Genomic DNA, 12,820 nt, shown 5'->3' on the forward strand with positions numbered 1-12,820 from the left:
CCGCCCCGTTCGTGCCTTGTGGCACAGTGCGGACGGTGACGGATCCGACCATCGCACCCCGGCTCCCCGCACCTCCCGTGCCCCTCCGGACCGCGCGACTCGAGCTGCGCCACGTCACGACGGACGACCTCGATGCGCTGCGCTACTACACCGACCCCGAGGTGTGCCGCTACCTCCCGTTCCCGGCGGCCGACGAGGCGGCGCTGGTCAAGCGGGTCGCGATGATGGCCGAGCGGCTCGCACCCTCCGAACCCGACGAGGTGCTCTCCCTGGCCGTCGTCCACGACGGCACGCTGGTCGGCGACGTGATCCTCCGCCTCGGCAAGCGGGCCGACCCGAGCACCGCACCATCGGTCGCGGAGATCGGCTGGGCCTTCGCGCCGTCAGCTGCCGGCAAGGGCTTCGCGACCGAAGCCGCGACGGCGCTCGTGACGCTCGCCTTCGACCACTACCCGGTGCACCGCCTGGTCGCTCACCTCGACCCGCGCAACACCCGGTCAGCAGCGCTGTGCGAGCGCCTCGGGATGACCAAGGAGGCGCACCTGCGGCGCGACTGGCCCGAGGCGGACGGCACCTGGACCGACGACGCGATCTACGGGCTGCTCCGGGAGGAGTGGCCCCCGGGTTGATCGAGGGCTGACCTAGCCGCGGGTGACCTGGATGGTGACGCCGTCACCGAGGTTGATGATCGCGCCCGTCTGCAGGACGACCGCGATGCCCGGCTTGAGGTCCTCCGGCTGGAGCCCCGGCTGCACGAGCACCGTGCCGTTGGTCGAGCCCATGTCGGTCACGACCGCGCTCCCCTGGTCGGCGCCGGTGCCCGGGCGCACCTCGACGTGGGTCGAGGAGATCTCGTGCAGGCGGCTCGGCACGCTGATCAGCAGTGGCTGCTCGGTGTCGTCGAAGCGGCGCGCCTCGGGAGCGCGGCCGATCAGGATCACCCGATCGACGACGACCTGCTGACCATCGCTGATCATCAGCTTGGCGGCTGCGCCGCTGGCGGGCGCCTCCGGTGCCGGCGGCGGCGGGGCGACGCCCCCGATCGGTTCCCACGACCCGACCGTCAGCGGCGGCGGCGGGAGGTCGATCGACGGGGGGGCGACCGGCGGGGGCGGCGGCGCGTAGGGCGGCGGCGCGAAGCCGGGTGGAGCGAAGTCCGGTGGGGCGAGCTCGGTCGCGGGCGGCACCGGGTCGGTCATCGGGGCGTCAGTCACGGGGGCGTCGGTCATCGCGCCGAGCTCGCTCATGTCCATGACCTCGGTGATCGGGCCACCCTCCTCGATCATGTCCTCGACGGCCTCTTCGACCATCTCGTCGGACATGGGCTCGACCTCCGGGTCGGCCATCGGGTCGACCGCCGGCGGCGGGGTGTCCCACGGCGTGACCCAGTCGCTCGGCGCCGGGGCGGGCGGCATCGGGTCGGTGAGCGGGTCGCCACCGGGCGGCATCGTGACCTCGGCGTCGGTCGGCTCGTCGAAGGGGGCCGGCTCGTCGAACGGCGCAGGCTCCTCCGGGGCCGCGGCCTCGGGCTCGGGCGCTACCTCGGCCTCAGGTTCGGGTGCGACCTCCGGCTCGAGCACCTCGACGACGGGAGCGACCTCGGCGACGGGCTCGGCAACGGGCTCGGGTTCGGCAACGGGCTCGGCGAAGGGGGGACGGTCGATGCGAGAGACCCGCACCAGTCCGGTGACGACCCCGAAGTCGTGGCCGGCGTGCTCGTCGTCGGGATCAGCATCGGCGAGCGACACGGACAGGGCGGTGACGCCGTCGACGCTGCGCTCGACCCAGGTCGCGCTCTCGCTGCCGTCGAGGGTGACGTCGTCACCCTCGGTCGCGAGCGTGGCACTGACCCCGGCGCCGCGGAGGAGCACGCGGGTCGGGCCGTCGTCGGTGCTGACGAGCACGAAGGCCGGCAGCTTGCTCAGGCCCGAGGCGAGCAGCGCGTCGAGGACCTCGTCGAAGGCGGCGCCGCCGTCCACCAGCGACCAGACGCCGATCACGTGGCCCCGCTGCGACTCCGGCAGCAGCACGCTGACGCGCGGGCCGAAGGCCGCGAACCACGGTCCGGTGCGGTAGGACCACGCCCCTGCTCCGCCGTTTGAGCTCATCGCGATCACGTCTCCTGCTCCGTCGTAATCCGCCGCACGTCGAGACCCTGCGGCTTCTGCGGGACCCATCCCACCACATCCGTGAGGGCCGCCGTTAGCGTTGACCGGGTGGGCAGTCCAGCGGGAGGTACGGCGCGGCACCGGTCGCTCGCCGACCAGCTGCGCTCGTGGTCGGACGACGAGGTGAGCAGGCTGCTCACGCTACGTCCGGACCTGACCACGCCACCCCCTCACGACTTCTCCCAGCTGGCCTCGCGCGCCGCCGTACGCAGCTCGCTCGGTCGGGCCCTGGACTCGCTCACCCGAGGTGAGCTCTCGGTCCTTGATGCCCTCGTCGTCGCGAGCCAAACCAGCGACGCCGAGCTGGCCACGATGGTCAACGCTGAGGAGCGCTACGTCACCGAGGCGGTGGCCCACCTGCGAGGCCTTGCCCTGGCGTGGGACTCCCCCGAAGGACTGCGGGCCTTGAGCGGAGTGGCCGACAGCCTGGTCGGCGGCACGGGTGCAGGCGTGAGCGGGCTGCGCCCCCGCTCGAGCGACGCACCGCCGCCCGAGGTCGTCACCGAGCGGCTCGGGCAGGTGTCCGAGGAGGCCCGCGCGATGCTCGACCACGTGCTCGCCAACGGCGGCGAGGCGACCGCGGGCGCCGCGCGCCGTACCGTCCGGCCGGAGGACGCCGCCGGACCCGTCGAGGAGCTGCTCGCCCGCGCCCTGCTCGTGCCGGGCCGCGACGACCTGCTGGTCGTCCCCGGCGAGGTCGGACTCGCCTTGCGCGGTGGGCGTACGACCCTCGAACCGGTCGACGTGCCGCCGGGGCTCGCGACCGCGGAGCGGCCCGCGCGACTCACGGAGAGCGCGGCCGCGGGTGCGGCCCTCGAGCTCTGTCGGCGCACCGAGCTGCTGCTGGAGTGGTGGAGCACCCGGCCCGCGGCCGCGCTGCGGACGGGCGGCCTCGGTGTCCGCGAGCTCAAGGCCACCGCTGCGCACCTCCAGCTCTCGGAGCTGGACACGGCACTCGTCGTCGAGACCGCCCACGCGGCGCACCTCGTCGCGACCCGGGCCGACGCCGACGGCAACCCGGTCTGGGTGCCGACCGATGCCTTCGACGCCTGGCTCGCCACCGACGTCGCCGAGCGATGGGTCACCCTCGCCCGCGCCTGGCTGGCCAGCCCGCGGATGCCCTCGCTCGTGGGCGGGAGGGGCGCCGACGACAAGCCCTGGAACGCGCTGACGCCCGAGCTCGCCTCGGTCCTGATGCCGGAGACTCGCGCGATGACCCTGGCAGCGCTGGCCGAGGTGCCACCCGGTCATTCCCTCGCGGCCGGGACCGGGCTGCCCTCGCTGGTGACGCTGCTCGCGTGGCGCCGGTCCCGACGCCCGCGGTCGCGTGCCGACCAGGTCGCGTGGACCGTGGCCGAGGCCGCCGTGATCGGGGTGACGGGACTGGACACGCTGTCGTCGTACGGCCGAGCGCTCGTCGCTGGGGAGGACCCGACGCCGCTGCTCGCCGCCCTCCTCCCCGAGCCTGTCGACCACGTGCTGATCCAGGCCGACCTCACCGCGGTCGCACCGGGCCCGTTGGAGACCGGCATCGCCCGCTCCCTGCAGCTGGTCGCCGACGTCGAGTCCCGGGGCGCGGCGACGGTCTACCGCTTCAGCGCCGGGTCCCTCCGGAGGGCGCTCGACGCAGGATGGACCGCCGCCGAGGTGCACGCCTTCCTCGCCTCGGTCTCACGGACCCCGGTCCCCCAGCCCCTCACCTATCTCGTCGACGACGCGGTGCGGACCTTCGGCCAGCTGCGGGTCGGCTACGCCGAGGCCTTCGTCCGCTCCGACGACGAGGCCGCGCTCGCGGCGCTGGCCCACCACCCCAAGGCCGCCTCCCTCGGGCTGCGGCTGATCGCCTCCACCGTCATGGTCAGTACGACGCCCGTCGACCTGCTCCTCACCCGGCTGCGCGAGCTGGGCGTCGCCCCGGTCGTCGAAGGCCCCGACGGCACCGTCCGCGTCGGACGGGTCGACGAGGTGCGCGCCCGCACGCCAAAGGCCCGCGGGTCGGGCCAGCAGGAGGCCCGTCATGCGGCCCAGGTCGCGGCCGCCGTACGAGCCCTGCGCGCGGCCGATGCGGCCGCCCGGGTGCGCCCGGCCGCGGCGGTCTCGCCGGCCGGCGCCCTGTCCGCGCTGCGCGACGCCATCGAGCGTCGCGCCTCGGTCGTCATCGCCTTCACCGACAACCAGGGCGTCGTCGGCGAGCGCGTCGTCGAGCCCTTCGCGGTCGAGGGCGGCCAGCTGACTGCCCACGACCGCACCGCCGACGACGTCCGCACCTTCGCCGTGCACCGCATCTCCCGAGTCACCCCCGTGCCGGAGGGCCCGTAAACTCGTGCAGTGACCAACGGCCCCCTCATCGTGCAGTCGGACAAGTCGCTGCTGCTGGAGGTCGACCACGAGCAGGCGGCCGAGTGCCGCCGCGCGATCGCACCCTTCGCAGAGCTCGAGCGCAGCCCCGAGCACATCCACACCTACCGGTTGACCCCGCTGGGTCTCTGGAACGCGCGCGCCGCGGGTCACGACGCCGAGCAGGTGGTCGACACCCTGCTGACCTACAGCCGCTACGCGGTGCCCCACTCGCTGCTGGTCGACGTCGCGGAGACGATGGCCCGCTACGGACGGCTGCGTCTCGAGAAGCACCCTGTCCACGGCCTGGTGCTGTCGAGCACCGACCGCCCGGTGCTCGAGGAGGTCCTGCGCGCCAAGAAGATCGCGGGGATGCTCGGCAACCGCCTCGACGACGACACGGTCGCTGTGCACCCCTCCGAGCGCGGCAACCTGAAGCAGGCGCTGCTGAAGATCGGCTGGCCGGCCGAGGACTTCGCGGGCTACGTCGACGGCGAGGCGCACCCGATCGCCCTCACGCCTGACGGTTGGGAGCTGCGGACCTACCAGGAGGAAGCCGCCGAGTCGTTCTGGCACGGCGGGTCGGGGGTCGTCGTGCTCCCCTGTGGCGCGGGCAAGACGATCGTCGGCGCGGCCGCGATGGCGCAGGCTCAGGCCACGACCCTGATCCTCGTCACCAACACGGTGAGCGCCCGCCAGTGGAAGGACGAGCTGGTCCGGCGCACGTCGCTGACGGCCGACGAGATCGGTGAATACTCCGGCGCCGTCAAGGAGATCCGCCCGGTCACCATCGCGACCTACCAGGTGATGACGACGCGCCGGAAGGGCGTCTACCCGCACCTGGAGCTCTTCGACGCCCGCGACTGGGGCCTCATCGTCTACGACGAGGTCCACCTGCTGCCCGCGCCGATCTTCCGGATGACGGCCGACCTCCAGGCCCGGCGCCGGATCGGCCTGACCGCCACGTTGGTCCGCGAGGACGGCCGCGAGGGCGACGTCTTCTCCCTCATCGGGCCGAAGCGCTACGACGCTCCGTGGAAGGACATCGAGGCGCAGGGCTGGATCGCACCGGCCGACTGCGTCGAGGTGCGGGTGACGCTCCCGGACGCGGTGCGGCTCGCCTACGCGACGGCCGAACCGGAGGAGCGCTACCGCCTGGCGTCCTGCACCCGCGAGAAGATCACGGTCACCCAGGAGCTGGTCACCCGGCACCGCGGTCAGCCGACGCTGGTGATCGGGCAGTACCTCGAGCAGCTCGAGGAGCTCAGCACTGCCCTCGACGCGCCCGTCATCACCGGAGCGACGACGGTCAAGGAGCGGCAGCGGCTCTACGACGCGTTCCGCCACGGCGAGATCGACCTCCTGGTCGTCTCCAAGGTCGCCAACTTCTCGATCGACCTGCCCTCAGCAGAGGTCGCGATCCAGGTGTCCGGCTCGTTCGGCTCGCGCCAGGAGGAGGCCCAGCGCCTCGGCCGGCTGCTGCGCCCCGGCGAGCCCGGCCCCGACGGCGAGCGCAAGGTCGCCCGCTTCTACACGCTCGTCTCGCGCGACACGGTCGACGCGGAGTTCGCCCAGAACCGGCAGCGCTTCCTGGCCGAGCAGGGCTACGCCTACCGGATCATCGACGCGGAGGACGTCGGCGCCTGAAGCGCCGTCAGATGGCGAAGGTGCCGCCCGATCGCCAGTAGACGTTGTCCTCACGGGTGAGGAAGCCGTCGTCGACGAGGTAGCGCCGCAGCGCGGCGTGGTCCTCGTGGACCTCCTTGAGTACGGCGTCCACCTCGCGCTCCGCGTAGGTGCGTCCGGGCTCGAACCGCTGAGCGACGTGGTCGAGCACGAGCAGCCGCTTCACGTGGCGGGTCGGCATCGTGTGCAGCCGCCCATCAGGGGCGAAGAACCGACGCAGCGTCTCGGCGTCGTCGGCCGGGGTCGCGCCCATCGGCTCACTCGTCCAGGAACTGCCGATGGTTCTGAATGACCTCGGCGATGATCACGTTGAGGAACTTCTCCGCGAAGTGCGGGTCGAGCCCCGACGTCTCCGACAGCGCGCGCAGGCGCTCGATCTGGATGGCCTCGCGGTCCGGGTCGGCGGGCGGCATGCCGGCGTGGGCCTTGAGCCGACCGACCTGCTCGGTGCACTTGAACCGCTCGGCCAGTAGGTGCACGAGCGCTGCGTCGAGATTGTCGATGCTCGAGCGCAGTCGCAGCAGTTCCTCGTTGGCCTCGTCAGGAGTCACGGGTCCATCCTCGCCGACCCCTCCCGATCCGCGCGCACATGGACCACAATCGGGGACGATGGATGACAGACCCGGCGACCAACGCACCCTGGCATGGCCCCTGACCGACGGGCTCGCCCTGCGCGATGCGCTGCTGGCCGCCTACGCCGACCCGGCCCGCGGCTACCACGACGCGCGTCACCTCGGCGAGGTCCTCGAGCGCCTCGGGGAGCTCGCGGAGGCGGGGGCCGACTTCGATCGGACGCCCGTTCTGCTCGCCGCGTGGTTCCACGACGCCGTCTACGACGGCGAGCGCGACGCCGAGGAGCGCTCGGCCTCGTGGGCGGAGGAGGCGCTACCGGGGCTGGTCGATGCAGCGACCGTGGCCGAGGTGGCGCGACTGGTGCGGCTCACCGAGTCGCACCGACCCGACGACGCCGACCGCAACGGCTGTGCGCTCTCCGACGCCGACCTCGGCATCCTCGCGGCGGCCGACGGCCGCTACGACGAATACGTCGCGGCGGTCCGCACCGAATACGGCCACCTCCCCGACGACGTCTTCACGGCCGGCCGCGCCGACGTGCTCCGCGAGCTCGTCGCGAAGCCTCGGCTGTTCCACACCGCCTATGCCCTCGCCCACTGGGAGGAGCCGGCTCGCCGCAACGTCGAGCGGGAGCTGTCAGTCCTCGCCGCGTGACCCGCGCCGCCGGCGCAGGCCGGCTGCGCTGAGCCGGCCGACGAGCTCGCGCGAGGTGATCGGCTGGGCGCCGAGAGCGACCATGGCGTCGTACCACTCCGAGGGCACGTCGTAGTGGTCGCGGTCGAAGCCCTTGGCCGGGATCCCGGCGCGGCGCGCGAAGTCGTGCAGCTCGTCGTAGGACTCGTCGCTCGCGAGGTGCGACCACATCCGACCGTGCCCCGGCGCGTTGGGCGGGTCGATGAGGATCACGCGGCGAGCGTACGGCGTCACTGGCTTGGCCCCCGACCGCACAATGGCCCGGTGGACGACCGTGTGATCTTCGAGGCCCGAGCCTCGGTCCTGGCTGACCTCGAGGCCCGCGGGGTCGCGACGGCCGGCACCGTCTCGGTGCTCGACGAGGCCTGCTCCCAGCGACGCTGGTGGATCGAGCAGTGGCCCGAGGGAGCCGACTTCGTCGCGGGGCTGATCGCCCAGGACGTGCAGGACGCCCTGGTCGACGAGCACGGGCGCACCGGCCCGACGGGGTTGTGGCCGCTGTGCCAGCGGTGCGACGACGTGCCGTTACACGCGCTCCACATCGAGCCCGACCTGGGCGGGCCGGACCCCACATGGGTGTGCGACGAGTCCGGCACCGAGGTCGCAGCGTTGGGCCGCCTCGGCAGCCAGATCAGCTAGGACGCCGAGGAGCTCAGACGCCGAGCTGGAACGACAAGGTGTGCTGGTCGGCGCGGTAGACGCTGCGCGACACCTCGACCGGTCGGTCCTCCCAGAGCGCGCGACGGGTCAACCGGATCACGACCGTCCCCTCCTTGCACTCCAGGAGCGCCGCCTCCTCAGGAGTGGCGACACCGGCCGAGAGCGAGTCCTCGGCCCAGGTGGGCCGGCGACCGCGGGCGGCGAGCTCGTCATAGAGGCTCGCGGGCAGGTCCGGGCCGTCGAGCAGGCCGGGCGCCAGCGCGGCGTTGATGTAGCAGTCGGAGAGGCAGACCGGGCTGCCGTCGGCGAGGCGGATCCTGCGCCAGCGCAGGACGGCCTCGCGCGGCCCGAGCCCGAGCGCGCGGGCGACGCCCGCAGGCGCCCGTACCTTCTCGGCGGCCAGGGTGCGGCTCTCGGCCACGGTGCCCCGGGTCGCCATGTCCTCGGTGAAGCTCGCGACCCGGCTCGGCTTGCGCCGTGGCGGCGCCACGAAGGTCCCCCGGCCGGGGAAGCGCTGCAGCACGCCCTCGGCAACCAACGCGTCGAGGGCCTGGCGCACGGTCATCCGCGCCACGCCGAATCGCTCGACCAGGTCTCGCTCGGATGGGGCTGCCGTGCCGGGTGCACTCCCGGCGACCAGGTCTCTCACAAACTCCCGGATCGCCACATGCTTGAGTGCCCGACGTTCAGCCGTCCCCCTGTCGACTGTCTCCACAATCGAAGGTTAGGGCGGTGCACCTCGCCCGTCCCGAGAACCGCGAAACCTGCCGTTCACCTCAGATCCGCATGCACGGCGTGTACGAACACCTGTTCGAACGATTGACGTATTCTCGGTCCCGTGGATTTCCAGAGCGCTCTCTTCGCACCGGCTGCGGGCGGCGACCTGGGCTTCGCGGGCCTGGAGCGCCATGAGCTCAGCGCCGGCGCCTGGGTCGACGTCGCTCGTGGCTGGCTGACCGATCCCGACGACGTCTTCACGACCATGGTGGGTGGGGTGCCGTGGCGCGCCGAGCGCCGACGGATGTATGACCGGATCGTCGACGTACCGCGTCTCGTCTACACCTACATGATCGGCGAGGACCTCCCCCATCCCTCGCTGAGCGCCGCTCGGGAGGCGCTGACCGAGCATTACCTCCCGGAGCTGGGCGAGGCGTTCCGCACGGCCGGGTGCTGCTACTACCGCGACGGTCGCGACAGCGTCGCCTGGCACGGCGACACCATCGGCCGCGGCTCCACCGACGACACGATGGTCGCCATCGTGTCGCTCGGCGACCCCCGTCGGCTCGCGCTGCGTCCGCGCGACCGCTCCGACGGCGCGGCGTCGCTCTCCTTCGAGATGGGCCACGGCGACCTGCTCGTCATGGGTGGCAGCTGCCAGCGCACCTGGGAGCACGCCGTCCCGAAGGTGGCCGCAGCCGGACCGAGGATCTCGGTCCAGTTCCGGCCGCTCAACGTTTTCTAACCGGTGGTTGAGGTGCGAGCGAAGCGAGCCTCGAAACCCTAGAACTCCACGCCCGGCGCGGCGGTGTTCTCGGCCGGGGCGTCGTAGAACTCGCGGGTGTTGACCCCGGCCACGCCGGAGAAGAACATCCACGGGATCGTGCGCACCGACTGGTTGAGCTGTGCGGTCGCGTCGTTGTAGTACTGCCGGGCGAAGGCGATCTGGTCCTCGGTCTTGGCCAGCTGGGCCTGCAGGTCGCGGAAGTTGGCGTCGGCCTTGAGGTCCGGATAGGCCTCGGCAACGGCATTGACCTTCACAAGGGCCTGCTGGAGGGCCGCGTCGGCAGCGGCCTTCGCCGGTACGTCGTCACCGGCTGCCGCGGCCGTGACGCCCGCGCGCGCCTTGGTGATCTCGTCGAAGACGCCCGCCTCGTGGGCGGCATAGCCCTTGACGGTCTGCACCAGGTTGGGGATCAGCTCGGCCCGACGGGTGAGCTGGACGTCGATGCCGCCGAGTGCCTCCTGGGCGCCGATGTCCTGCTTGCGCAGCTTGTTGAAGCCGACGACGAAGAACAGGCCGAGCAGCACCAGGACGGCGACGGCGATGATGACGTAGATCATGGAGGGGTTCCCTCTCTCGAAGTTGCTGGAAGGCTAGGCGGTCACCACGAACCGCCGCCACCTCCGCCGCCTCCGCCGCCACCCGAGAAGCCGCCACCGCCTCCGGAGGAGGACGAGCTCTGGGTCGCCTCGTAGGACGAGATCGCGCTGCTGAGCGTGCTGTCGAAGTCGGCCACCATCGAGTCGGCGAAGCCGACGGTGTTGTAGCCGGCGCCGTAGTACCAGTACGACGGCGTGGGCGGCTCGCTCCCGACCTCGACCCGGTACTTCTCGGCCCACTCCTTGGCGCAGTCGAACGCGACGGCGTAGGGCAGGTAGGAGGTATAGAGCTCCTGGCGCCCGGAGAAGTCGAACCGGTCCTTGCTCGAAGGCGTCGACAGGATCCGCTTGAAGCCGCCGATGCGTGACCACAGCTCCCGTCCGGCCGGGGTGCGCTTGGTCGATGCCCCCGACTGGAGCAGCGCGATCGCGCCGGCGGTGAAGGCGGCGAACGGCAGGCCCATCACCGAGAGGTGGAAGGGACGCCAGAACGTGAAGGTGATCGTGGCGGCGAATCCGAGGAGGACCATGAGGCCGCCGAAGCCACCCATGCCTGCGCGGGAGAGCAGGCCGTTCATGATCGCCCACGTCTTGGTCTCAGCCGTGAAGGACGAGAGCTGGGTCTGCAGGACCTGGCCCGCGTGGACGTCCTTCTTGCCGGCGAAGAAGTGCGAGCCGGGTCCGGACAGCAGGCCCGCGATACTGGTGGTGATCGGGTCGAGCCCGGCCCAGCCCTGCGGGCCGGCCTTGTCGCTGATGGTCCAGCCGATGTCGCTGCGCTGGAGGTCGACCGCCCCGTGCTCGGCCGCCTGCATCAGGCTCGCGACGAACGCGCGCCGGTCCACGCTCTCCTTCAGGATGAACTGCGCCTGCGCCGGCCCCACGCCCTCGGGCGGGGCATACATGAGCGGGAACCGCGGCTCGCGCTCGTAGGCCAGCCAGTTGAGCAGCAGGCCGAGACCGCCGAAGAGCAGCGCGATCAGCGCGAACACGCCGAACGTCGAGACGTTCGTGCCGAGGACGTCGTCGAAGCGGGGTGCCCACGGCAACGTCGCCTCCTCGGGCGGCGCGACGTCCTGCCCCGCGATCAGCGTGATCGGGGTGTGCGGGCTCAGCCCCTGAGCCTTGATCGTCAGGTCCTGGGTCCCGACACCTTGCACGTCACACGGGTCGGCCCCGTCGTCGACGGTGCCCTCACCCACGAGGCACTGGACGTCCTCCGCAGGCGCCGGCAGGTGCACCGTGAGCACGGCCTTGTCGATGTCTTGCTGCCACCCCGAGGGGATCAGGCTCCAGAAGAACTGCGAGTCCGTCGAGACGTCGTTGCCGCCCGGGGTCAGGGCCGCGTCCATGTGGTACTTCAGGACATAGACGTGGTCGCCGGTCGACAGCGTCGTGTCGGCGTCGCCGATGCGGTAGTTGTCGTAGCGTCCCTGCTCCACCGTGTGTTTCACGTCGGTGTCGACGCCGTCGGCCGTGGCCTCGAAGTCCTCGGGGATCCGCCGGATGTCGGGATCGGTGCTGTCGACCCGGTCGAAGAACCGGAAGATGCCGTGCCGGTCGCTGACCGGGAAGTTCACCGTGAGGGTCTCGACGACGTCGAGGTCGCCGTCCTCGTCGACCGTGAAGTCGGCCTTGTAGGCCCGGATCGTCGTCGGCTCCGAGGCCGTCATGTCGGTCGACTCGAAGTCGACGTCGTAGAACAGGGCCGGGATGCAGAGCACCCCCACCAGCACCAAGAAGGTGATGGCCGACGCGATGAGGCGCTTCATGGACGCAACGCTAGGGGTTCACCGGCCCCTACCGCGTCATCCGCAAGGCTTAGTCGGTGCCGTGCTCGGCGATGAAGGCGAGGATGTCCTCGGCCAGCTCGGGGCGGCAGACGATCACGTCGGGCAGGTAGACGTCGTCCTGGTTGTAGATCAGCTCGCTGCCGTCGACCCGGCTGGTGAAGAGCCCGGCAGCGCGGGCGACCGCGACCGGGGCGGCCGAGTCCCACTCGTACTGGCCACCGGCGTGGACGTAGGCGTCAGCGACGTCGCGCACGACCGACATCATCTTCACGCCGGCCGAGCCCATCGGGACCAGCTCGGCGTCGAGCTTGGCCGCGAGCGCCTCGACGAAGGCCGGCGGGCGGCTGCGGCTGACGGCGATGCGGGGGCGGTCCGACGTACGCGCCGGGATCACCGGCGGCGTGCCGGTGTTGAACGTCTCGCCGATCACGGGCTGCGCGACCGCGCCGGCGGTCAGCGTGCCGCCCTCCCAGAGAGCGACGTGCACGGCCCAGTCGTCGCGCGGCGGCTCACTGAACTCGCGGGTGCCGTCGAGCGGGTCGATGATCCACACCTTCGCCGCATCGAGCCGAGCCTTGTCGTCCTTGCCCTCCTCCGACAGCACCGCGTCGTCGGGCCGGTAGGTGGCCAGCAGGCCCATCAGCAGCTCGTGGGCGGCGGCGTCACCGGCGTCCTTGAGCTCCTTGCCCTCCAGCCCCTCAGCACGCACCTCGAGCAGGCGGCGGCCAGCGGCCTCGGCCAGCCAGGCGGCGAGCAGGTGGTCGTCGGCGACGACCTCGGGAGCGGGGGTACCGGCGTCGAAAGTCACGC

The 12,820-nt window shown here is 71.9% G+C and carries 14 protein-coding genes; 6 read left to right on the forward strand and 8 right to left on the reverse strand.

Features of this window, described 5'->3' with window-relative positions; translation table 11 throughout:
* The first annotated feature begins 35 nt into the window (after nt 1-35).
* A complete protein-coding gene (locus tag F0U44_RS03475; protein WP_223163562.1) occupies nt 36-629 on the forward strand; it encodes a GNAT family N-acetyltransferase in 594 nt (197 codons plus the stop codon).
* Nucleotides 630-641: 12 nt separating this feature from the next.
* Here F0U44_RS03475 and F0U44_RS23680 read toward each other — a convergent pair whose 3' ends face one another.
* Complete coding sequence (locus F0U44_RS23680; RefSeq protein WP_149726836.1) at nt 642-2,108, reverse strand: FHA domain-containing protein; 1,467 nt, start codon at nt 2,106-2,108, stop codon at nt 642-644.
* Nucleotides 2,109-2,216: 108 nt separating this feature from the next.
* On the opposite strand from F0U44_RS23680, the gene F0U44_RS03485 reads away from it, so the two are divergent.
* Both F0U44_RS03485 and F0U44_RS03490 read left to right on the forward strand, forming a co-directional pair.
* On the forward strand, nt 2,217-4,487 hold the full coding sequence (locus tag F0U44_RS03485) for a helicase-associated domain-containing protein (protein WP_149726837.1): 2,271 nt from the start codon (nt 2,217-2,219) through the stop codon (nt 4,485-4,487).
* A 9-nt stretch (nt 4,488-4,496) separates the two neighbouring features.
* Nucleotides 4,497-6,152, forward strand: a complete 1,656-nt coding sequence (locus tag F0U44_RS03490; RefSeq protein ID WP_149726838.1) for a DNA repair helicase XPB — start codon at nt 4,497-4,499, stop codon at nt 6,150-6,152.
* Between the two features lie 7 nt (nt 6,153-6,159).
* Here F0U44_RS03490 and F0U44_RS03495 read toward each other — a convergent pair whose 3' ends face one another.
* Together F0U44_RS03495 and F0U44_RS03500 are read right to left on the reverse strand one after the other, a co-directional pair.
* Nucleotides 6,160-6,444: a DUF2087 domain-containing protein gene (locus F0U44_RS03495; RefSeq protein WP_149726839.1), complete on the reverse strand. Its 285-nt coding sequence runs from the start codon at nt 6,442-6,444 to the stop codon at nt 6,160-6,162.
* Between the two features lie 4 nt (nt 6,445-6,448).
* On the reverse strand, nt 6,449-6,742 hold the full coding sequence (locus F0U44_RS03500) for a chorismate mutase (protein WP_149726840.1): 294 nt from the start codon (nt 6,740-6,742) through the stop codon (nt 6,449-6,451).
* Between the two features lie 58 nt (nt 6,743-6,800).
* On the opposite strand from F0U44_RS03500, the gene F0U44_RS03505 reads away from it, so the two are divergent.
* On the forward strand, nt 6,801-7,418 hold the full coding sequence (locus F0U44_RS03505) for an HD domain-containing protein (protein ID WP_246160275.1): 618 nt from the start codon (nt 6,801-6,803) through the stop codon (nt 7,416-7,418).
* Here the strand turns inward: F0U44_RS03505 and F0U44_RS03510 are convergent.
* Nucleotides 7,401-7,670 (reverse strand): DUF4031 domain-containing protein, encoded by a 270-nt coding sequence (locus F0U44_RS03510; RefSeq protein WP_149726841.1) that lies wholly within the window; start codon nt 7,668-7,670, stop codon nt 7,401-7,403. The two genes, F0U44_RS03505 and F0U44_RS03510, sit on opposite strands and share 18 nt — an antisense overlap.
* 51 nt (nt 7,671-7,721) lie before the next feature.
* On the opposite strand from F0U44_RS03510, the gene F0U44_RS03515 reads away from it, so the two are divergent.
* A complete protein-coding gene (locus F0U44_RS03515; protein ID WP_149726842.1) occupies nt 7,722-8,096 on the forward strand; it encodes a DUF8819 family protein in 375 nt (124 codons plus the stop codon).
* Between the two features lie 13 nt (nt 8,097-8,109).
* Here F0U44_RS03515 and F0U44_RS03520 read toward each other — a convergent pair whose 3' ends face one another.
* Entirely contained in the window at nt 8,110-8,832 is a 723-nt protein-coding gene (locus F0U44_RS03520) for a GntR family transcriptional regulator (RefSeq protein ID WP_281292616.1), read from the reverse strand.
* 123 nt (nt 8,833-8,955) lie between these two features.
* Here F0U44_RS03520 and F0U44_RS03525 point away from each other — a divergent pair, with 123 nt between their 5' ends.
* Nucleotides 8,956-9,579 carry an alpha-ketoglutarate-dependent dioxygenase AlkB gene (locus F0U44_RS03525; protein ID WP_223163563.1) on the forward strand — a complete coding sequence of 208 codons (624 nt, stop codon included), beginning with the start codon at nt 8,956-8,958 and terminating at the stop codon, nt 9,577-9,579.
* 38 nt (nt 9,580-9,617) lie between these two features.
* Here the strand turns inward: F0U44_RS03525 and F0U44_RS03530 are convergent, their stop codons facing one another.
* Genes F0U44_RS03530 through F0U44_RS03540 form a run of 3 tightly spaced genes read right to left on the reverse strand, consistent with a single transcriptional unit; the run spans nt 9,618 to nt 12,818 of the window.
* Nucleotides 9,618-10,178, reverse strand: coding sequence for a LemA family protein (locus F0U44_RS03530; protein WP_149726844.1), 561 nt, complete (start codon nt 10,176-10,178; stop codon nt 9,618-9,620).
* A 41-nt stretch (nt 10,179-10,219) separates the two neighbouring features.
* Complete coding sequence (locus tag F0U44_RS03535; protein ID WP_149726845.1) at nt 10,220-11,989, reverse strand: DUF2207 domain-containing protein; 1,770 nt, start codon at nt 11,987-11,989, stop codon at nt 10,220-10,222.
* Between the two features lie 49 nt (nt 11,990-12,038).
* Nucleotides 12,039-12,818, reverse strand: a complete 780-nt coding sequence (locus F0U44_RS03540) for a 3'(2'),5'-bisphosphate nucleotidase CysQ (RefSeq protein ID WP_149726846.1) — start codon at nt 12,816-12,818, stop codon at nt 12,039-12,041.
* Between the last annotated feature and the right edge of the window lie 2 nt (nt 12,819-12,820).

It is taken from the genome of Nocardioides humilatus, assembly GCF_008373755.1.
Lineage (GTDB): Bacteria > Actinomycetota > Actinomycetes > Propionibacteriales > Nocardioidaceae > Nocardioides > Nocardioides humilatus.

What these genes read in the sequence shown, in the direction of transcription:
- F0U44_RS23680 (WP_149726836.1), bottom strand. Translation starts at nt 2,108, where the DNA reads ATGAGCTCAAACGGCGGAGCAGGGGCGTGGTCCTACCGCACCGGACCG.
- F0U44_RS03495 (WP_149726839.1), bottom strand. Translation starts at nt 6,444, where the DNA reads ATGGGCGCGACCCCGGCCGACGACGCCGAGACGCTGCGTCGGTTCTTC.
- F0U44_RS03505 (WP_246160275.1), top strand. Translation starts at nt 6,801, where the DNA reads ATGGATGACAGACCCGGCGACCAACGCACCCTGGCATGGCCCCTGACC.
- F0U44_RS03530 (WP_149726844.1), bottom strand. Translation starts at nt 10,178, where the DNA reads ATGATCTACGTCATCATCGCCGTCGCCGTCCTGGTGCTGCTCGGCCTG.
- F0U44_RS03535 (WP_149726845.1), bottom strand. Translation starts at nt 11,989, where the DNA reads ATGAAGCGCCTCATCGCGTCGGCCATCACCTTCTTGGTGCTGGTGGGG.